The following is a 19720-nucleotide window of genomic DNA, read 5'->3' as shown; positions in this document are numbered from 1 at the left end:
GATGACCAGGGGTTTTGCTTTTGCGCGCGGAAAAAGGCGTGCTTCCTGTTCACCTTGCCGAACCCCTCCTGGCATGTCCTCTTTCGCGTCTAGCGTAGCGAGAGACCGGGCGGATCCGCATGGCGCTGGCGCTCTTGCGTTCGCCGTACCGATCCCGATCCGCGAGTTAGAGCCTCGCTTCGAGGAGAAAGACAAAAGGTGGCTTCCGATGAAGGGAATCGCTTGATTTACTGTATGAATAAACAGTATCTTGAGCGCTCCCCCCTTCGTGGCCATCCCTGTTGGCCATCCCAAGGCAGCTCGTCTCTCGAGCTGCCTTTTTCTTTGTCTCAATGGAAATCCCGGCTGCGGACGTCCAGGCCGGTGAGTAGAGGACTCAGGTCATGCAGGCGCCCGGCGATGACGTGGCGCACCTCGCCGGAGGACTCCAGGATGCCCTCCACCTGCAGCAGCCGGGACTCGAGGAATGGCCGCCTCTGCCGTTCGGCGAGGTCGTGCCGGACCACCACGTTGAGCATGCCGAACTCGTCCTCCAGGGTGATGAAGGTGATGCCGCTGGCGGTCTGTGGGCGCTGCCGGCCGACCACCAGGCCGGCGACCCGTATCGGTCGTCCATGTCCCAGTTTCGCCAGTTCGCGGGAGTCGCGGCAGCGGCGGGCCTTGAGCTGTCCACGCAAGAGTTTCAGCGGATGCGGGCCGAGGGTGGTGCCGAGGAGAGCGTAATCGCTCAGCAGTTCCTCGCCGCGCGAAGGCAGCGGCAGGCTGACCGTGGTTTCTTCGATGACGGTCCCTTCGGCGAACAGTGGCAATTGCGGCTCGACGCTGGCGACGGCCCAGCGCGCCTTGTGCCGGTGTCCGGCGAGACCGCGCAGGGCGCCGGCATCGGCCAGCAACTCCAGGGCCCGGGCGTCGAGCCTGGCGCGTCGGCCGAGATCGTGCACGTCGAGGAACGGCTCGGCCTCCCGGACCTGCTCGATACGCCTGGCATCCTCCTCGCGAAAGCCTCGGATCATCCGCAGGCCGAGGCGTATGGCCGGTTGCGCCTGGCCGAACGGCTCCAGGCTGCAATCCCAACCGCTGTGGCGGACATCCACCGGGCGTGTCTGCAGGGTGTGGCGGCGGGCGTCCTGGAGCAACTGGTCGGGGCTGTAGAAGCCCATCGGCCAACTGTTGATCAAGGCGCAGGCGAAGGCCGCCGGCTCGTGACGTTTCAGCCAACTGCTGGCGTAGGTGAGCAGGGCGAAGCTGGCGGCGTGGGATTCAGGGAAACCGTAGCTGCCGAAGCCTTTGATCTGCTCGAAGATGCGTGCTGCGAAGTCGGCCTCGTAGCCCTTGGCGAGCATGCCCCGGGTCAGCCGCTCGCGGTGGTGTTCCAGGCCGCCATGACGCTTCCAGGCGGCCATCGAACGACGCAGTTCGTCCGCCTCGCCCGGCGTGTAGTCGGCGGCGACGATCGCCAGTTCCATGACCTGTTCCTGGAACAACGGGACGCCCAGGGTACGTTCGAAGACCTTCTCCAGTTCGGCCGATGGATAGGCCACCGGCTCTTCACCGTTTCGCCGGCGCAGGTAAGGATGCACCATGTCGCCCTGGATCGGCCCTGGACGGACGATGGCGACCTGGATCACCAGGTCGTAGAACTTCTGCGGGCGCAGGCGTGGCAGCATGGCCATCTGTGCGCGCGATTCGATCTGGAACACACCGATGGTATCGGCGCGGCTGATCATTTCGTAGGTGGCCGGGTCTTCGCTCGGGATACTGGCGATGCTCAACCGCTTGCCGCCGCGCAGCGCGTGGATCAGGTCGAAGCTGCGGCGCAGGGCGCTGAGCATGCCCAGGGCGAGGACGTCGACCTTGAGCAGGCCGACCGCGTCGAGATCGTCCTTGTCCCACTGGATCACCGTGCGTTCGGCCATGCTGGCATTCTCCACCGGGACCAGGGTGTCCAATGGCTGCTCGGAGATGACGAAGCCGCCGGGGTGCTGCGAGAGGTGGCGCGGAAAACCGATCAACTCGCCGGTCAGGGCCAGCACCCGGCGCAGGATCGGACTCTGCGGATCGAAGCCGGCCTCTTCCAGGCGTTCGGCGCTGGGGGCCTGGTCGCTCCAGCGGCCGCAGCAGTTGGCCAGGACGTCGACCTGCTCGGGCGGCAGACCCAGGGCCTTGGCTACGTCGCGCACCGCGCCGGCGCCGTGGTAGGTGCTGACCACCGCAGTCAGCGCCGCGCGCTGGCGTCCGTAGCGTGTGAAAACGTACTGGATGACCTCCTCGCGGCGCTCGTGTTCGAAATCCACGTCGATGTCCGGTGGTTCGTTGCGCTCGCGGGAAAGGAAGCGCTCGAACAGCAGGTTGGTCCGGTCCGGGTCCAACTCAGTGATGCCGAGGGCGAAGCACACTGCCGAATTGGCCGCCGAGCCGCGGCCCTGGCAAAGGATTTCTCGGCCCCGGGCGAAGGCGACGATGTCCTGCACGGTGAGGAAATAGCTTTCATAGCCCAGTTCGGCGATCAGCTCGAGTTCTCTCTCGATCTGCTTGCGGACCTTGGCGCTCGCGCCGTTCGGCCAGCGCCTGGCGATGCCCTGTTCGGTGAGATGGCGGAGCCATGACGCCGGGTCGTGTCCGGCCGGTACCAATTCGCGTGGATACTGGTATTTCAGCTGTTCCAGATCGAACCGGCAGCGTTCGGCGATCTTCAGGGTTTCCGCCAGCAGGGCTTGCGGGTAGATCCCCTGCAGGGCCTCCAGGGTGCGCAGGTGGCGTTCCCCGTTGGGGAAGAGATAGGCGCCGGCCTCGCTGACCGGCAGATGGTTGCGGATCGCTGTCATGCAGTCCTGCAGGGCTCGCCTGCCGCGGGCGTGCATGTGGACGTCGCCGCAGGCCACGGACGGTAGCCGGAGATGCGAGGCGAGCGCGAGCAGTTTGTCCAGGCGGGCATCGTCATCGGCGCCGCGATGCAACTCGACGCCCAGCCAAAGGCGCTGGGGGAAGCGTTCGCGGAGCCAGGCAGCCTGCTCGTCCTCATGGTCGTTCGGCAACCAGATCGCCAACAGGCCGGCGAGCGGCTGTTGCAGGTCTTCGCGCAGCAGCCGGTAGTGGCCCTTGTCGGCTTGTCGCCGGCCGCGGGTGATGAGGCGACAGAGGTTCTGGTAGCCCTCTAGATCCTCCGCCAGGAGGACCAGCTTGGGCCCCTGTTCGAGGCGGATTTCGCTGCCGACGATCAGTTGTACCTGGTGCTCCCGCGCCGCCTGCCAGGCCCGTACGATACCGGCCAGGCTGCATTCGTCGGTGATCGCCAGGGCCCGATAGCCCAGGCGCGCTGCACGGGCGAAGAGTTCCGCGGCGCTGGAGGCGCCGCGCTGGAAACTGAAGTTGGATAGGCAATGCAGTTCGGCGTAGGCGCTCATGCGAACCAGCCATGCAGCCACAGCGGCCCTTCGCTGCCGACCTCGCGATAGACCCAGGCACGTTGTCCGCTGCGGGTTTCCACCAGGTAATAGTCGCGGCGGATGTCTTCGCCATCCCACCAGCCCGACTCGATCCGCTCCGGGCCGGCCAGCACGGTGGGCAAGGCCTCGCCGAGGGGGCGTGGCTCCGCCAGCAGCCAGCCGGGTCGGAGACCGCAGGCTGCCGGCGATTGCGCCCTGTCGCAGCTGTGCGGCCGCCAGCTTCGCTCCGGACGGTGTTCGGCGACGGCGCTCAGGCCCTGTACCGCCTCGTCGCCCAGCCGCGCGCGCAGGCGTTCCCGCAACTGTTCCCAGCCGAGATACTGCTGTGGGCGCTCGTCGAACAGTTCGCGGTGCTGCGGCGTGAAAGGAGGCAGCTCGCGGGCCTCCAGGCGCACGGCATGCACGGGTGCGGGCAGTTGCAGCTGTTCGAGACGGCCGCGGGTCAGCTCGAAGAGCATGGCCGCCTCGCGTTCGGCGCTGAGCAGGCCGACCGTGACCTGGCTGTCGGCGCGCCCGTGATGCTCCAGATGCAGGGTGAAGCGCTGCACGCCGCTGTCGCGTCCGGCGAGAAAGGCGGCGAGATCGGCGCTCAGCCGTCGCAGGGGGAAGAGCAGGGCCTGGTGCGATTCCACGTCGAAATTGAGTTCGATGCGCAGGTCGAAGGTGTCCGGCGGTCGGTAGTGCTCCAGCGCCAGTGGGCTGCGGCCGCAGAGGCGGTCGATGTGCAACAGCAGTTCGGCCGGGAAGCGACGGGCCAGGGCGGCGCGCGGCAACTCGAGGACCTGGCGCAGATGGCGCAGTCCCATGCGTCCGAGGGCGACGGCCAGCTCCCGCGAGAGTCCCAGGCGGTCCAGCGGAAGGGCGGACAACTGGCGTTGCAGCGCTGTCTCGTCCTCGATGGCCAGGCCGTCGTGGCTGTTCGCCAGGACCCTCGCCGCCACCGGGTTCGGCGCCAGGCACAGGCGATGGCGGAAGCCCAGCGCCGTGAGTTCCTTGCGCAAGCGGGCCTCGAAGCGTGGCCAGGGGCCGAACAGGGCAAGGCTGGACTGCACTTCCAGCAGCAGCGCGCGCGGATAGTGCAGGCTGACCTGCGAGCTGAAACCGTAGGCCCAGGCGGCGAGGAAGGCCTGCCAGCGCTCCACGGCGGCGAGGTCGTATTCCGCCGTGGCGAAGTCCCGGCTCAGGGCCTGGGCGGCGATCAGCGATTGACCGGGCTTCAGGCCGAGCGCGCGTGCCGCTGGGTTGACCGCCTGCAACTGCCGGCGCTGCGCTGGGCCGCCGAGCAGCGCCAGCGGTGCGTCGGGATTGCTCCGTTGACGCAGCGCGCTGTCCATGGCCAGTTGCGGCAGGAGAATGCAAGCCCAGAGCATGGCCGCCTCATTGCCAGGCGCTGGCTGGCAGGGCGGTCGCCGGCGCGAGGCCGCCCCGGCACTTGAGGATGCGCAGGCGTGGGGGGCGGGTTTCGATGCACAGGCGTAGCGCTGCCGGCGAAGGGTTGACCGCTTCGCGCAGGGGACGATAGGCGAAACCCAGGGCCTGACCGCTTTCGGCGGCGACCTGGAGGCGGCGCAGGGCGCGGTCGTCGGCCTGTTGCGGCCAACACAGCACAGCGGCGCAACTGCCCGAGCGCAGGCACTGTTCGGCAGCCCACAAGGCGTCGCGTCCGCTGGCCTGCAACAGGACCAGGTGGCGCAGGTCGACCGCGGCGGCCAGCCAGGCCTGCGGATAGGGTACGTAGGGTGCGCCGACCAGTACGACGCGACGTTGCGCCTGGGTCAGGCGAGCGAGGGTCGGCATCAGTAGTTGCAGTTCGCCGACACCGTCGCGGGCATGGAGGATTTCGCTCAGGGCATGCTCCGGCCAACCGCCGCCGGGTAGCAGTGCGTCCAGGCGCGCATGCCCGGTGGGCAGGGAAGCGCCGGCCGGCACGGCGGACTGGCCTTTCCAGATCCTACGTGCGTCGAGCAGCGCACTCAGCGCTATGCCATTGCCTCGTCCGGCGACGGCTGCGGGTGGGGTGATGTCGGCTACGGATGAAAGGGAGGCCAAGGAAATAACTCGAATACTGTATGTAAATACAGTATTTGCTGTAGTCCTTTTCTGGTCAATGGCAGTCGGTCGGCATCCTTTCATGTGACACTGAGATTCAATAACGAATATAATTGAGAATCGTTATTGATCCTGGGCACGCTATGTCGGCCCAGTGCGTTCCGTCCCTCGAAAGGAATTCCCCTATGGATGATACCCTGGCCCCTGAATCCACTCGGCAAAACCTGCGTTCGCAACGCCTCAACCTGCTGACCAACGAGCCGCACCAGCGCCTGGAGAGCCTGGTGAAGAGCAAGGAACCCTTCGCCAGCCGGGACAATTTCGCCCGCTTCGTCGCCGCCCAGTACCTCTTCCAGCATGACCTGGAGCCGCTTTATCGCAACGAAGCGCTGGCCCGCCTGTTCCCCGGCCTGGCTTCCCGCGCCCGCGACGACGCCGCTCGTGCAGACCTGGCGGACCTCGGCCATCCGGTGCCGGAGGGCGATCAGAGCGTGCGCGAGGCCGACCTGAGCCTGGCCGAGGCACTGGGCTGGCTGTTCGTTTCCGAAGGTTCGAAGCTGGGCGCTGCGTTCCTGTTCAAGAAAGCCGCCGCGCTCGAACTCGATGAGAACTTCGGCGCCCGCCATCTGGCCGAGCCGGAAGGCGGCCGCGCGCAAGGCTGGAAGAGCTTCGTGGCGATCCTCGACGGCATCGAGCTGAACGAGGAAGAAGAGCGCCTGGCCGCCAAGGGCGCCAGCGATGCCTTCAATCGTTTCGGCGACCTGCTGGAGCGTACCTTCGCCTGAGGGGCGTTCCTTGTCCTTTGATCGGCGGCCAACCTCGCCGACGACGATTGCCCCGGCCTGGTTGCCGGGGTTTTCTGTCTTGCGCCGCCGGCCAGGAACGCGGACCTGCGGAGGCCCTTAGCGAGGCGGCCGCTGCGCTTCCACTGAGTTGCCGAACGAGGTGCCCAGGCGAATGCGCGTCGCCGATTGGTTGTACAGGCCGAGCTGGTTTGGCGGACGCCGGACGATGGCGGCGGAATCCAGCTCCTGTTCGCGGCGGGCCCTGGCCGCGCTGTCAGGATCGGCCATCTGCTGGCTCAGGCATTCATAGGACAAAGCCTGGTAGCCGTTGACCTCGGTGTTGATGCAGTTCGCCGGCGGCGTCGGCTCGTCGGCCAGGGTGGCGTTCATGGCCAGGCCCAGGATCAGGGCCGGCAGAACCTGCGATGAACGGTGCATGGCGATTCTCCCGCGCTGGGATGGTGGTTTCCCGCTTATACGGCAATCGGTGAAAACATGTCACCGCAGGTACCGTCACACCACAGTCACACAGTGCCATCAGGATGTCCCTCCTGGGTGATGGCCATCTGGCCTGAACCGGGTAGTTCGGACTGGAATCCGTTGATGTCGATCCTCGGGGTGGCAAGGTCGTGCGCAGTGTCGTTGCTCGGTCTCGGCATGCTGCTGCCGGCGTCCGGCGCCGTGCCGGGCGATGGCGGCAGGCCGCCGTTGCGCCTGGCGGTGCACGCGTTCGATATTCCTCCGCAGAGCCTGGCATCGGCGCTGGTGACCTACAGCGGGGTGACGGGAATGGCGGTTCTGGTGGATGGCGAACTGGCCCGTGGACGGCGCTCGGCCCGCTTGCAGGGGCGCTTCACCGCCAGCGACGCCCTGACCCGACTGCTCGGCGGAACCGGCCTGATGGCGCGCTACACCAGCCAGGAAGCGTTCACCCTGCTGCCGGCGCAGGCCGTCAGGAACGCTGCGCCGCTGCCGGCAGAGATGCCGAAGGTCGAGCAGCCGCTGGATCGGCGCTACGCGGGAGCGGTCCAGGCGGCGCTGGAAGAACAGTTGTGCCGCTCGCCGCGCACTCGTCCGGGTACCTATCGCGCGGTGCTGCAACTCTGGATCGGTCGCTTCGGCGAGGTTCGCCACAGTCGCCTGCTCGGTTCGACCGGCGACCCGCAGCGGGACAGCGCCCTGGTGGAAAGCCTGCGCGGCGTGCGGGTGATGCAGGCGACGCCCGCTACGCTGGCCCAGCCGCTGACCATCCTGTTGCTGCCGAAGACGACGGGCAAGGCCATGGAATGCAAGCTGACGGAGGGAGTGGGAGGGTCATGAGCGATTCGCGGCAAAGCGCGATGGTGAAGCTGTTCCTCGCCTCCTACGACGACTTCAAGGCGCGCCTGAAACGGCGCCTGGGCTCCGAGGACCTGGCGTGCGACGTGCTGCACGAAACCTACCTGAGAGTCGACCGGCTGGATGATGCCCTGGAGGTCAAGAAGCCCCAGGCCTACCTGTTCCGTATTGCCCTGAACATTGCCGCCGACCGCCGCGAGGGCGACGCCCGCCTGCTCACCGGGGAGGAGGTGGCGGAGCTGTTGCAGGTGGCCGACGAAGGCCTCGACCCGGAGCGCATCGTCGGCGGTCACGCCGAGATCCGTCGCCTGCTGGAGGCGCTCTGCGAACTGCCGGCGCGGCGTCGGCAGATTCTCATCGCCTCGCGCCTGGAAGAGACGCCGCATGCGGAAATCTCCCGTCGCTTCGGCATTTCCACCCGCACCGTGGAGAAGGAACTCAAGGCCGCCCTGTGGTTCTGCGCGGAGCGCCTGGAAAGAAAAGTCATCCAGAGGTTCGGTCCCGGGGCCGGAAAACCGTCATAAGCATAAGCAGGTGGAAAACCGCCGCCATATCCATCCCATGAGCCATTCCGGTGTCCGTACAGCACAGTCATGACAGCCTCAGACTCCGCCGCCGATGAAACCGGCGACCTTCGCCACGAAGCGCACGCCTGGGTGATCAGCCTGACCTCCGGACGCGTCACCCAGGGCGACGCGCGGGCCTTCCGCCAGTGGTGTGCGCGCAGCCCGCAACACCTGCGAGCGTTCGTCGAGGCGCGCGATCTCTGGCAGGCACTCGGCAGTGCCGCCGCTCTGCCGCTGGAGCCGCCGGCCGTGGCGCAGATCGCGCCGAGGCGTTTCGGTCGTCGCTGGTTCGTCGGCGGTGCGCTGGCCGCCTCGGTGGCGTTGTTCGTCTTGCGCCCGTCGCTGCTCGACCATGGCCTGGGCGGCGCCGACTATGTCACGGCGGTCGGCGAGCAACGCCAGGTGCAGGTGAGCGGCGAGACGCGGATCGAGATGAACACCCGCACCCGCCTGAACGTGCGGCTCAATCAAGAGCAGCAGGAAACCATCGAACTGCTCGGCGGCGAGGCCGAGATCATCGCCAGCCACCCGCCGCAGAGCAGCCTGCGGGTGATGGCCGGGAGCGCCTGGCTGAGCGCCAGCCGGGCCCGCTTCAACGTGCGCAGCAGCGGTGACGTTTGCGTGGTGACCTGCCTGGAGGGCAGCGTGCGGCTCGAACACCTCGGCCAGCGCCTGGACCTCCAGGCCGGCCAGCAACTGACCTTCGACGAGCGACGCAACGGTCCGCCGGTGCCTTTCGACGTTGCCGAGGTGATGGCCTGGCGCGAGCGCATGCTGGTGTTCAACGACGTACCGTTGGCCACGGTGATCGACGAAATCAACCGCTACCGTCCCGGCATGCTCCTGCTGCTGGACAAGGCCCTTGGCCGACGCCGGGTCCAGGCCCGTTTCAGCCTCGACCAACTGGCCGACGTGGCGACCCTGATCCGCGATGCCTATGGCATCGAGGTCACCCGCCTGCCGGGCGGGGTGGTGCTGCTCGGCTGAGCCACCGCTTCATTGCAGGGCCACCACCCGTCGATAGCGCTCCACGCCGTTGCGGGTGACCCGCGCCAGGCTGATCTCCAGTCCGCTGGCGCGGACTTTGCTGCGTGCCGGCAGGCGCGTCCAGCCCTTTCCCGGCACCCAGGCACGGATCTCGAACCGACTCACGTCGTCCAGCACAGCCACCCGCTCCGCCAGCGGCGGCAACGGCAGGCGGTCGCCGCTGGGCGAGGCGGCGCGGTAGAGGACCTTGCCCTGTCGCCACCAGCGCACGCGCTGCAGCGGCGCGCCTGGCTCGGTACTGGCGCGGACGATGTCCAGGCGCAATGGGATCTCGCTCAGGCGCTTCAGTGCGAGTCCGGGCGGCAGGCTGTCGCCGGCCCGGATCGGCTCGTCGCCGCTGGGCAGGCCGGTCTCCTCCTGGATGGCGCTGTGCAGGGCGATGTCGCGCTCCAGCTGGTTCAGCGCGCGCAGTAGCGCGGCGCCCTGCTCGGTGCTGTCCTCCAGGTGCGCGCTGGCCCGGGCGATGCTGTCCAGGCCGCGCCAGGCCATCAGGCTGACGATGGCCATGAGCATGATCGCGACCATCACCTCGATCAGGGTGAAGCCGGCTTGCCGGCGCCGCGTCGTCGCGCGTTCAGTGTACCCGGACATGGCCGTTCGCCTCGCGCAGCACGGTGACGCTGTGTTGGCCGTCGGAGAGCGTTATCCGCAACGGCGCGCCGATCCATTCGGCGTCCAGCAACACCGGTCGCGGCGGGCGCACGCTGACCCGCAGCGGCGCGGCCTGCCAGTCGCGCGCGCGCAATTCGGTGTCGGCGGCGAAGGCGTCGGTCTTGCCGCGATAGGCCTGCGGGCTGAAGCGATAGCCCTTGGCGCTGGGCTGCCAGAGGATCGGCGTACCGCGTACCCGTGCTTCGCCCTGGGCTATTTCCAGCAACCGCGCCAGGCGCGCGGCATCCTGGCGCAGCAGACCCGTCGGGTCGGGGCGGGCGCTCAGGCTGATGGCCGCCGTGGCGATGCCGACGATTACCAGCACCACCATCAGTTCGATCAGGGTGAAACCGCCTTGCCGGGGTCGCCTCACCGGATGCCGCTCCGCGAAGAGAGAGGTTTCCAGAGTGCCCGACGAAGATGATCGGCGTGTGAAACATAACGGAGAGAATTCCGCGCTAGGCTGGTGCCGGGGCGCCGTTCGTGGCGCCCGTCGCCCATACGCCAGGAGAGCCCCGCCATGCCGGCCATGCCCCGTATCGATCCGCCCCGCCTGGTCCAGTTCGCCGCCGTGCTGGCGATCCTCGCCGGCCTGCTGTTCTGGGGCTATCTGTTGCTGGCGCCGATTCCCGGCGTGGTCCAGGCCGAGGTCGCCGACGTTCCGCCGCCCAGCGGCGAGGACGCCGCTCAACGCTGGTTCGCGGCGCCTTCCGGTGAGGTCGAGGTGCAACTGGCGGGATTGATCAGCGGTGGTCCCGCGGCGATCGCCATCCTCTCGGTGAACGGCGCGCCGGCCCAGGCCTATCGCGAGGGCGAGGTCCTGGCACGTGCGGCGAAGGTGCGGCGGATCGAGGCCGACGCGGTGCTCATCGAGCAGAATGGCGAGGTTCGCCGGGTGGCCATGCAGCGGCTCGCCGAACCGCCGCCGCTGGCTACCCTCAAGCGCGGTTGAGATCACCGGGAGCGGCTCAGCAGGGTGTTCAGGCGCGCCAGCGGCACCGCCTGTTCGCGCTGCGTGCGCACACGGATTTCCACCCAGAGTAGCGCGGGGTCGTCGGTGGCCTCGACGCGTTGTTCGCAGTACAACCGCAGGCGGCCCTGGGAGCATTCGAAATCGCTGTTTCCCGGAGCCGCGCCGACGCCCAGGCGTAGCTCGGCGAGCCGGCTCTCCGCTGCCAGCAGGGCCAGCGACTTGTCGCGCAACAGACCGTTGCCGTCGGTCATCAGGCCCACCGCGCGGATCGCTGCGGCCAGGGCGATGGCGACGATGGCCAGCGCGACCAGCACTTCGATCAGGGTGAAACCGCGGGAAGACAGGCGCGTGGACATCGCGGAAAGGTCGGCGAAAGGGGACTTCCAGGCTAGCCGGGAAATCTGACCGATCCCTGACAAAAGCTCGGGAGGGCGCCCCCGCGAGCCATCCCCGGCGCCTGCCGGAAAGCCCGGCTCCAGGGCCTTGCGGGCGCCTCCGGAAGAGCGGCGCACCCGAGGATTTTCAATATCGTTGACATATCTTCCTGAAACAATCCGCGGCGAATCGAACCATGCCGAGGAGTGTCGAGATGGATGTCGTGCAGTTCAGCTCCAGCCCGAAAGGACATCGGGGACAGCGGGGCTTCACCCTGATCGAGATCATGGTGGTGGTGGTGATCCTCGGCATCCTCGCCGCGATGGTGGTGCCCAAGGTGCTCGACCGTCCCGACCAGGCCCGTGCCACCGCGGCGCGCCAGGACATCTCCGGGCTGATGCAGGCGCTCAAGCTCTACCGCCTCGACCAGGGCCGCTATCCGAGCCAGGCGCAGGGCTTGAAGGTGCTCGCGGAGCGCCCTGCCGATGCCTCGGCGAGCAACTGGCGCTCGTACCTGGAGCGCCTGCCCAACGACCCCTGGGGCAAGCCCTACCAGTACCTGAATCCCGGCGTGAACGGCGAGATCGACGTGTTCTCCCTCGGCGCCGACGGGCAGCCGGGCGGCGAGGGCATCAACGCCGACATCGGCTCCTGGCAGCTCTGAGCGCGCCATGAACGGTCATCGCCAGCGCGGCATGGCGATCATCAGCGCGCTGCTGATCGTCACCGTGGTCGCGGTCATAGCCGCCGGCCTGATCGCCCGCCAGAGCGCATTCATCCGCGCCCTGGAAAGCGAGCAGCTACGCATCCAGGCCGGCTGGATGCTGCGCGGCGGCCTGGAATGGAGCCGCCAGTTGCTGCTCGAGGACAGCCGCCGCGACCCGCTGACCCGCCTCGACCAGCGCTGGGCGCAACCGATGCGTGGCTTGCGTCTGAGCAGCGCCGAATTGCCGTTCAACGGCCAACTGGAAGACGAGCAGGGCAAGTTCAACCTGCGCAACCTGTTGGTCGACCAGCGCCCCGATCTCCAGGAGCGAGCGAACTTCGAACGCCTCGCCGGTCTGCTCGGCGTGCGCCCGAAGGAGACTCGGCTGATCGTCGAGCGGGTACTCGATTCCTATGCACGGCTGCCCGCCGAAGCGCCGCCGGCCGAGACGCAACCCGCAGGCTTCGACAGCGGCCGCGAGACTTCGCCGGGTGCCGTGTTGCGGGCGCTTCCGGCGCGCATGCCGGCGCTCAGGCGTCTCGACGACCTGGCCCGGCTGGGCATTCCGCCGGCGACCCTGGAACGCCTGCGGCCCTACGTCACCATCCTGCCCGAAACCACCTGGATCAACGGCAACACCGCGCGCGCCGAAGTGCTCGCCGCCTGTGTCCCCGGCCTCGGGCTGGACCAGGCGCGGCGGGTGCTCGGCGAGCGCGACCGGGGCCGCTGGTTCCTCAATCGCGGCGACTTCGTCAACCGCCTGAACATGCCGCAATTGCAGGCGCAGTCGGTGAAGGTCGGGATCACCAGCGACTGGTTCCTGCTCACCGCCTATGCTCGGCGCGACCGGCAAGAGGTGCGCCTGCAAGCCCTGGTGCAGCGCAAGGCCGGTGAAAGCACGGCGGTCAACTGGGTGAGGGTGGGCTCATGAAAGCCACCTGGCGTTGCCTGCTGCCGCCGCTGAGCGAGTTCGCCGAGGCGGCGCCGCTGCATTGCCTGCGCCTGGATGCGCGCGGCGCGGTGCAGGAACGAATCGAGGCCTCGCTCGCGGAACTGGCGCGGCGACGCCAGGGGTTGCCGGTGGCGCTGTTCCTGCATCCGCGCGATTGCCGCCTGGTCAGTCTCGAACTGCCGGCGCTGCCTGCGGCGAAGCTCGCCGCCGCGGTGAACTGCGCGGCCGAGGCGCTGGTCCTCGGCGATCCGGCGCAGCTACGCCTGGCCCACGGCCCGCGCGGCGCCGACGGGCGCCTGACCTTGGGGTGGCTGGAGGCGTCGGCGCTGGCCTCGCTGGAGCAGGCCGTGCAGCGGCTGCGGCTCGACGTGCGGGAGGTGCAGGCCGCGCCGTTCCTCCTGCCGTTGCGCGATGACGGTTGGGTGGCCGGCGAGTGGGACGGCCATCTGCTGTTGCGCCGCTCGCTGAGCGACGCTGCGGTCCATCCCTTGCCGGAGCAGGGCCTCGCTGAGGTCCCGCAGGAGTTGCGACTGTTCTGGCTGGGCGAGCGACCGGCGTGGGGCTCCGCAGCCCTGGAGCGGGCCGAGGCGCTGGACGAAGCGCTGCGCTGGAGCGGGCCCGCCAGTCCGTGGGGATTGGCGCTGAAAGCGCCGGCGACGAGCGCCGGCAACGGCACCTGGAAGATGCCCCTGATCTGCGCTGCCCTGGCCCTGCTGGTGTGGGTCGCCGGTCTGAACCTGTACGCCGGGCAACTGGCCGGGCAGGGCCAGTCCTTGCAACGGCAGAGCAGTCAACGCGTGCAGCAGGCCTTCCCGGAACTGCCGGTGGTGCTCGATCCGCTGCGCCAGGCTCGCGAGCGACGCGACGCCTATCTGGCCGGCAAGGCCGATGGCGATGTCGTACCGGGGCTGGCCGCGCTGCTGCATGGCGCCGGCGAGGCGATGCCGTTCCTCGCCGGACGCCTGCAACGACTGGATTACCACGCCGGCGAACTGGACCTGGAGCTGCTGCCGGGACCGCCAGGCGGCGATGCCGCTGCCTGGCAGGGCGAGTTGGGCAAGCACGGGTTGCAGGCCGATGCCTCCGACAAGGGCTGGCAGGTGCGCGCCATGGACGCGCCGCCAGCGCCGGCCGCTGGCGCGGCAGACAGTGGCACTGCCGAGGCGGCTGCCGATGAAGATGAATAAGCGCCTGGCGGGCCTGCTGAATACCCCGGCGCAGCGCTGGAGTCCCCTGCTGCTGCGGCTGCAGGCCTACTGGCGGCAACTGGCGCCGCGCGAGCGCAAGATTCTCGCCGGCGGTGGCCTGGCGCTATGCCTGGCGCTGACCTGGCAAGTGTTCATCGATCCGCCGCTGGCGCGGATCGAGCATTGGCAAGCCGAGCTGCCGCGCCTGCGTGCGCAGGCCGCGGCGGTGGACGGCGTGTTGCGCGAGGTCGAGGCGTTGCGCGGTCCGACCCTGAGCGGTACGGCGGACGCCGAGGCGATCCGTCGCAGCCTGCGCGATCAGGGACTCGACGGTTTCCAACTGGACGCCCCGCAACCGGGCCAATGGCAACTGGACTTCGCCAGCGTGTCCGGCGAGGCCTTGCTGCGCTGGCTGGCGCGCAGCCCGGCGGCGTTGCGCCTGAGCGTCAGCGAGGCGCAGGTGACGCGTCTTGACGCTCCTTCCGAGGAGCGCTCTGGCTCTTCGAGCGAGCCGTCCGGCGGGCTGGTGTCCGCCTCGATCCATTTGCAGTCGTCTTCCGCTCCCAAGGATTCCCCATGAGGCAATCAGCTTTCCACCATGCCCGGCGTCGTTGGCCTGTACTGGGCGTGGCGCTGGGCGCGCTGCTGGTCGCGGCGTGTAGCGAGACGCCGAAGGTCCCCGGCGTGCCCCCGGCCGACGAGGAAGTCGGCCGGCCGCTGAGCAGTGTCCGCTCCGGTGCGCCGTTGCGCAGCGCCGACGTCCGCGAGCGGCCCCAGGCCGAGCAGGCCCGCCGCGCGCTGAGTGCCGGGCGCGGCGTAGCGCGCTCCGGTGGCGTGGCTCCGGTCTCAGCGGCAGCGGCCGAACTCGGCGAGCAGCCGGTCAGCCTGAATTTCGTCGATACCGAGGTGGAAGCGGTGGTGCGCGCGCTGTCGCGCGCCACCGGCCGGCAGTTCCTGGTCGACCCGCGGGTGAAGGGCAAGCTGACCCTGGTTTCCGAAGGCCAGGTACCGGCGCGCACCGCCTACCGCATGCTCACCAGCGCCCTGCGCATGCAGGGCTTCAGCGTGGTCGACGTAGACGGGGTCAGCCAGGTGGTGCCGGAGGCCGACGCCAAGCTGCTCGGCGGGCCGGTCTACGGCGCCGACCGGCCGGCGACCAACGGCATGGTCACGCGGACCTTCCGTCTGCGCTACGAGAACGCGGTGAACCTGATCCCGGTGCTGCGCCCGATCGTCGCGCAGAACAACCCGATCAATGCCTATCCGGGGAACAACACCGTGGTGGTCACCGACTACGCGGAAAACCTCGACCGGGTCGCCGGGATCATCGCCAGCATCGACATCCCCAGCGCCAGCGACACCGACGTGGTGCCGATCCAGAACGGTATCGCGGTGGACATCGCCAGCACCGTCTCCGAACTGCTCGACAGCCAGGGCAGCGGCGGCGCCGAGCAGGGCCAGAAGACCGTGGTGCTCGCCGACCCACGCTCCAACAGCATCGTGATCCGCTCGCCGAGCCCCGAGCGCACGCAATTGGCGCGCGACCTGATCGGCAAGCTGGACAGCGTGCAAAGCAATCCCGGCAACCTCCATGTGGTCTACTTGCGCAACGCCCAGGCGACCCGCCTGGCCCAGGCACTGCGCGGGCTGATCACCGGCGACAGCGGCGGCGAGGGCAACGAGGGCGACCAGCAGCGCGCGCGCCTGAGCGGCGGCGGCATGCTCGGTGGCGGCAACAGCGGTACTGGTAGCCAGGGCCTGGGGAGCAGCGGCAATACCACGGGCAGCGGTTCCAGCGGGTTGGGCGGCAGCAACCGCAGCGGCGGCGCCTATGGTGCGATGGGCAGCGGCCAGGGCGGCGCCGGACCCGGTGCGATGGGCGAGGAGAACTCGGCGTTCTCCGCCGGCGGGGTCACCGTACAGGCCGACGCGACCACCAACACCTTGCTGATTTCCGCACCCGAGCCGTTGTACCGCAACCTCCGCGAAGTCATCGACCTGCTCGACCAGCGCCGCGCCCAGGTGGTGATCGAAAGCCTGATCGTCGAGGTCAGCGAAGACGACTCCAGCGAGTTCGGCATCCAGTGGCAGGCCGGCAACCTCGGCGGCAACGGCGTGTTCGGCGGGGTCAACTTCGGCCAGTCGGCGCTGAACACGGCCGGCAAGAACACCATCGACGTGTTGCCCAAGGGGCTCAACATCGGCCTGGTGGATGGCACCGTGGACATCCCCGGGATCGGCAAGATCCTCGACCTCAAGGTGCTCGCCCGGGCGCTGAAGAGCCGCGGCGGCACCAACGTCCTGTCGACCCCGAACCTGCTGACCCTGGACAACGAGTCGGCGAGCATCATGGTCGGCCAGACCATACCCTTCGTCAGCGGCCAGTACGTCACCGACGGCGGCGGTACCAGCAACAACCCGTTCCAGACCATCCAGCGCGAGGACGTCGGCCTGAAGCTGAACATCCGTCCGCAGATCTCCGAGGGCGGCACGGTCAAGCTCGACGTCTACCAGGAGGTCAGCAGCGTCGACGAGCGCGCCAGCACCGCCGCCGGGGTGGTCACCAACAAGCGCGCGATCGATACCAGCATCCTCCTCGACGACGGCCAGATCATGGTCCTCGGCGGCCTGTTGCAGGACAACGTGCAGGACAACACCGACGGCGTTCCCGGGCTCTCCAGCCTCCCCGGCGTCGGCTCGCTGTTCCGCTACCAGAAGCGCTCGCGGACCAAGACCAACCTGATGGTCTTCCTGCGTCCCTACATCGTCCGCGACGCCGCCGCCGGCCGCAGCATCACCCTCAACCGCTACGACTTCATCCGCCGCGCCCAGCAGCGCGTGCAGCCGCGCCACGACTGGAGCGTCGGCGACATGCAGGCTCCGGTGCTGCCGCCGGCGCAGCAGGGCATCCCGCAGGCCGCCTACGACTTGCGCCCGAGTCCGCGGCCGCTGCGCGCGGTACCGCTGGGCGAGGCGGCGCCGCTATGAGCCTGCTGCCCTACGCCTGGGCCAAGGCGCAGCGCGCCTTGCTGCGGCCGGGCGAGCATGGCGCGACCCTGCTGGTCAGCCCGCGCACGCCCGGCTGGGCGATCAGCGAGGTGCGCCAGCGGCATGCGCTGGCCAGCCTGGAGAGCGTCCGCGACGACGAACTCGACACCCTGCTGGCCAGCGCCTACTCCGATACCGGCAGCGCCGCGGCGGTGGTCGGCGCGGCGGAGAGCGAGGTCGACCTCGACCGCCTGATGGACGATATCCCCGAGGTCACTGACCTGCTCGACACCCAGGATGGCGCGCCAGTGATCCGCATGATCAACGCGCTGCTGACCCAGGCGGCGCGCGACGAGGCCAGCGACATCCACATCGAGCCCTTCGAGACCCATTCGGTGGTGCGCTACCGCGTCGACGGCGCCCTGCGCGACGTGGTCGCGCCGCGCAAGGCGCTGCACGCGGCGCTGGTGTCGCGGATCAAGATCATGGCGCAGCTGGATATCGCCGAGAAACGCCTGCCCCAGGATGGCCGCATCGCCTTGCGGGTAGCCGGGCGGCCGATCGACATTCGCGTCTCCACCGTGCCCACCGGCCACGGCGAACGGGTGGTGATGCGCCTGCTCGACAAGCAGGCCGGGCGCCTGAGGCTGGAGACCCTGGGCATGGCTCCCGGCGTGCTGGCGCCGCTGGACAACCTGATCCGCCAGCCGCACGGCATCGTGCTGGTCACCGGGCCCACCGGCAGCGGCAAGACCACCACCCTCTACGCCGCCCTGGCGCGGCTCGACGCCAGCACCAGCAACATCCTCACCGTCGAGGACCCGGTGGAGTACGATCTGCCGGGGATCAGCCAGATCCAGGTCAACGCGCGCATCGACATGACCTTCGCCGTAGCCCTGCGGGCGATCCTCCGGCAGGACCCGGACATCATCATGATCGGCGAGATCCGCGACCTGGAGACCGCGCAGATCGCCGTGCAGGCCTCGCTCACCGGGCACCTGGTGCTGGCCACGCTGCACACCAACGACGCGGTGTCGGCAGTGACGCGGCTGGTGGACATGGGCGTCGAGCCGTTCCTGCTCGCCTCGTCGATGCTTGGCGTACTCGCCCAGCGCCTGGTGCGGCGCCTGTGCACGCATTGCCGGGTCGAAGAGGACGGCGGCTGGCGCGCGGTCGGCTGCCCGGCCTGCAACCAGACCGGCTACAGCGGGCGCACCGGCATCCACGAGCTGTTCGTGATCGACGACGAGATCCGCCGCCTGGTCCACCAGGGTTGCGCCGAGCAGGATCTCCGCGAAGCCGCCCGCGCCGCCGGCATGCGCAGCATGCGCGAGGACGGCGAGCGCTGGATCGCCAGCGGCTCCACCACCCTGGAGGAAATCCTCCGCGTGACCCGGGACGCCTGATGCAGACCTTCCGCTACGAAGCCGCCGACGCCCAGGGCCGGATCGAGACCGGCACCCTGGAGGCGGACAGCCAGCGTGGCGCCCTCGGCCAACTGCGCGCCCGCGGCCTGACCCCGCTGGAGGTCCGCGAGCAGGCTGGCGGCGGGACCGGGCAAGGGGCGGGTGCGCTGTTCGCCCCGCGCCTGTCCGACGGCGACCTGGCCTGGGCCACCCGCCAGCTGGCCAGCCTGCTGGCCGCCAGCCTGCCGCTGGAGGCGGCGCTGAGCGCCACCCTCGACCAGGCCGAGCGCAAGCACATCGCCCAGACCCTGAGCGCCGTGCGCAGCGACGTGCGCGGCGGCATGCGCCTGGCCGACGCCCTTGCCGCACGGCCGCGGGACTTCCCGGAAATCTACCGGGCGCTGGTGGCGGCGGGCGAGGAGTCCGGCGACCTGGCCCAGGTGATGGAGCGCCTGGCCGACTACATCGAGGAACGCAACGCCCTGCGCGGCAAGATCCTCACCGCGTTCATCTACCCGGCGGTGGTCGGCGTGGTCTCCATCGGCATCGTCATCTTCCTCCTCGGCTACGTGGTGCCGCAGGTGGTCAGCGCCTTCTCCCAGGCGCGCCAGGATCTGCCGGCGCTGACCCGGGCGATGCTCCAGGCCAGCGACTTCGTGCGCGCCTGGGGCTGGCTCTGCGCCGGCGCCATCGGTGGCGCTTACTGGGGCTGGCGCTTGTACCTGCGCGACCCGCAGGCGCGGCTCGGCTGGCACCGGCGAGTGCTGCGCCTGCCTCTGCTCGGACGCTTCGTGCTCGGGGTGAATACCGCGCGCTTCGCCTCCACCCTGGCGATCCTCGGCAGCGCCGGCGTACCGCTGCTGCGCGCGCTCGATGCGGCGCGCCAGACGCTGGCCAACGACTGCCTCGCGCAGGCGGTGGAGGAGGCCACCGCGCAGGTTCGCGAAGGTGTCTCGCTGGCCTCGGCGCTGCGCACGCGGCAGGTATTCCCGCCGATCCTCACCCACCTGATCGCCAGCGGCGAGAAGACCGGCGCGCTGCCGCCGATGCTCGACCGCGCGGCGCAGACCCTGTCGCGCGACATCGAGCGCCGCGCCATGGGCATGACCGCGCTGCTCGAGCCGCTGATGATCGTGGTCATGGGCGGGGTGGTGCTGACCATCGTGATGGCGGTGCTGATGCCGATCATCGAGATGAACCAGCTGGTCCAGTAGTCCGTACCTGAATAAGCCCTTCCCGTGCTGGGCGGTT

General features: G+C 69.1%; 19 protein-coding genes. 12 read left to right on the top strand and 7 right to left on the bottom strand.

Translation table 11 applies throughout. The features are described from left to right. Positions 1 to 329: 329 nt before the first annotated feature. Genes dnaE2 through imuA form a run of 3 tightly spaced genes read right to left on the bottom strand, consistent with a single transcriptional unit; the run spans position 330 to position 5429 of the window. Positions 330 to 3425 carry an error-prone DNA polymerase gene (gene dnaE2, locus HMPREF2914_RS06415; RefSeq protein WP_073667775.1) on the bottom strand — a complete coding sequence of 1032 codons (3096 nt, stop codon included), beginning with the start codon at positions 3423 to 3425 and terminating at the stop codon, positions 330 to 332. Then, positions 3401 to 4816 carry a Y-family DNA polymerase gene (locus HMPREF2914_RS06410; protein WP_003116540.1) on the bottom strand — a complete coding sequence of 472 codons (1416 nt, stop codon included), beginning with the start codon at positions 4814 to 4816 and terminating at the stop codon, positions 3401 to 3403. The genes dnaE2 and HMPREF2914_RS06410 overlap by 25 nt, the downstream gene beginning before the upstream one ends. A gap of 7 nt (positions 4817 to 4823) precedes the next feature. Continuing rightward, positions 4824 to 5429 (bottom strand): translesion DNA synthesis-associated protein ImuA, encoded by a 606-nt coding sequence (gene imuA / locus HMPREF2914_RS06405; protein ID WP_031627677.1) that lies wholly within the window; start codon positions 5427 to 5429, stop codon positions 4824 to 4826. A 251-nt stretch (positions 5430 to 5680) separates the two neighbouring features. On the opposite strand from imuA, the gene pigA reads away from it, so the two are divergent. Next, positions 5681 to 6280: a biliverdin-producing heme oxygenase PigA gene (gene pigA / locus HMPREF2914_RS06400; protein WP_023092217.1), complete on the top strand. Its 600-nt coding sequence runs from the start codon at positions 5681 to 5683 to the stop codon at positions 6278 to 6280. A gap of 117 nt (positions 6281 to 6397) precedes the next feature. Here the strand turns inward: pigA and HMPREF2914_RS06395 are convergent, their stop codons facing one another. Continuing rightward, on the bottom strand, positions 6398 to 6718 hold the full coding sequence (locus tag HMPREF2914_RS06395; RefSeq protein WP_003116538.1) for a hypothetical protein: 321 nt from the start codon (positions 6716 to 6718) through the stop codon (positions 6398 to 6400). Between the two features lie 165 nt (positions 6719 to 6883). Between HMPREF2914_RS06395 and vreA the strand changes: the two genes are divergently transcribed. The 3 genes from vreA (at position 6884) to vreR (ending at position 9171) form a co-directional block, all read left to right on the top strand. Continuing rightward, on the top strand, positions 6884 to 7600 hold the full coding sequence (vreA, locus tag HMPREF2914_RS06390; RefSeq protein WP_003120815.1) for a TonB-dependent outer membrane receptor VreA: 717 nt from the start codon (positions 6884 to 6886) through the stop codon (positions 7598 to 7600). Then, a complete protein-coding gene (vreI, locus tag HMPREF2914_RS06385; RefSeq protein ID WP_003085329.1) occupies positions 7597 to 8142 on the top strand; it encodes an RNA polymerase sigma factor VreI in 546 nt (181 codons plus the stop codon). The genes vreA and vreI overlap by 4 nt, the downstream gene beginning before the upstream one ends. A gap of 69 nt (positions 8143 to 8211) precedes the next feature. Continuing rightward, positions 8212 to 9171: an anti-sigma factor VreR gene (gene vreR / locus HMPREF2914_RS06380; protein ID WP_004364210.1), complete on the top strand. Its 960-nt coding sequence runs from the start codon at positions 8212 to 8214 to the stop codon at positions 9169 to 9171. 9 nt (positions 9172 to 9180) lie between these two features. Here the strand turns inward: vreR and HMPREF2914_RS06375 are convergent, their stop codons facing one another. Together HMPREF2914_RS06375 and gspH are read right to left on the bottom strand one after the other, a co-directional pair. Next, positions 9181 to 9822 (bottom strand): PulJ/GspJ family protein, encoded by a 642-nt coding sequence (locus tag HMPREF2914_RS06375; protein ID WP_023092216.1) that lies wholly within the window; start codon positions 9820 to 9822, stop codon positions 9181 to 9183. Next, complete coding sequence (gene gspH, locus HMPREF2914_RS06370) at positions 9806 to 10255, bottom strand: type II secretion system minor pseudopilin GspH (RefSeq protein WP_003111910.1); 450 nt, start codon at positions 10253 to 10255, stop codon at positions 9806 to 9808. The genes HMPREF2914_RS06375 and gspH overlap by 17 nt, the downstream gene beginning before the upstream one ends. Before the next feature lie 147 nt (positions 10256 to 10402). On the opposite strand from gspH, the gene HMPREF2914_RS06365 reads away from it, so the two are divergent. Next, positions 10403 to 10834 carry a type II secretion system protein N gene (locus HMPREF2914_RS06365; RefSeq protein ID WP_004366502.1) on the top strand — a complete coding sequence of 144 codons (432 nt, stop codon included), beginning with the start codon at positions 10403 to 10405 and terminating at the stop codon, positions 10832 to 10834. A 2-nt stretch (positions 10835 to 10836) separates the two neighbouring features. Here HMPREF2914_RS06365 and gspI read toward each other — a convergent pair whose 3' ends face one another. Beyond that, a complete protein-coding gene (gene gspI / locus HMPREF2914_RS06360; protein ID WP_003085347.1) occupies positions 10837 to 11211 on the bottom strand; it encodes a type II secretion system minor pseudopilin GspI in 375 nt (124 codons plus the stop codon). A 233-nt stretch (positions 11212 to 11444) separates the two neighbouring features. Between gspI and gspG the strand changes: the two genes are divergently transcribed. The 7 genes from gspG to gspF are packed head-to-tail and all read left to right on the top strand — an operon-like array spanning position 11445 to position 19683. Beyond that, positions 11445 to 11894: a type II secretion system major pseudopilin GspG gene (gene gspG, locus HMPREF2914_RS06355; RefSeq protein ID WP_003085349.1), complete on the top strand. Its 450-nt coding sequence runs from the start codon at positions 11445 to 11447 to the stop codon at positions 11892 to 11894. Positions 11895 to 11901: 7 nt separating this feature from the next. Next, positions 11902 to 12867: a type II secretion system minor pseudopilin GspK gene (gene gspK, locus HMPREF2914_RS06350; RefSeq protein ID WP_003085351.1), complete on the top strand. Its 966-nt coding sequence runs from the start codon at positions 11902 to 11904 to the stop codon at positions 12865 to 12867. Beyond that, complete coding sequence (gene gspL / locus HMPREF2914_RS06345; RefSeq protein WP_023092215.1) at positions 12864 to 14075, top strand: type II secretion system protein GspL; 1212 nt, start codon at positions 12864 to 12866, stop codon at positions 14073 to 14075. Before gspK ends, gspL begins: the two co-directional genes overlap by 4 nt. After that, positions 14062 to 14655 (top strand): type II secretion system protein M, encoded by a 594-nt coding sequence (locus tag HMPREF2914_RS06340; protein WP_003111906.1) that lies wholly within the window; start codon positions 14062 to 14064, stop codon positions 14653 to 14655. The genes gspL and HMPREF2914_RS06340 overlap by 14 nt, the downstream gene beginning before the upstream one ends. After that, positions 14652 to 17063 carry a type II secretion system secretin GspD gene (gene gspD, locus HMPREF2914_RS06335; RefSeq protein ID WP_023092214.1) on the top strand — a complete coding sequence of 804 codons (2412 nt, stop codon included), beginning with the start codon at positions 14652 to 14654 and terminating at the stop codon, positions 17061 to 17063. Before HMPREF2914_RS06340 ends, gspD begins: the two co-directional genes overlap by 4 nt. Continuing rightward, positions 17060 to 18469: a type II secretion system ATPase GspE gene (gene gspE, locus HMPREF2914_RS06330; protein ID WP_023092213.1), complete on the top strand. Its 1410-nt coding sequence runs from the start codon at positions 17060 to 17062 to the stop codon at positions 18467 to 18469. Before gspD ends, gspE begins: the two co-directional genes overlap by 4 nt. Continuing rightward, the gene (gene gspF / locus HMPREF2914_RS06325) at positions 18469 to 19683 is read left to right on the top strand and encodes a type II secretion system inner membrane protein GspF (protein WP_003141142.1); all 1215 of its coding nucleotides are present in this window, start codon (positions 18469 to 18471) and stop codon (positions 19681 to 19683) included. The genes gspE and gspF overlap by 1 nt, the downstream gene beginning before the upstream one ends. The last annotated feature ends 37 nt before the right edge of the window (positions 19684 to 19720 follow it).

Source organism: Pseudomonas sp. HMSC067G02 (assembly GCF_001813485.1).
GTDB classification, from domain to species: Bacteria; Pseudomonadota; Gammaproteobacteria; order Pseudomonadales; family Pseudomonadaceae; genus Pseudomonas; species Pseudomonas aeruginosa.
Note: the sequence above shows the minus strand (reverse complement) of the source record. Positions and strands in the feature narration are given on the sequence as shown.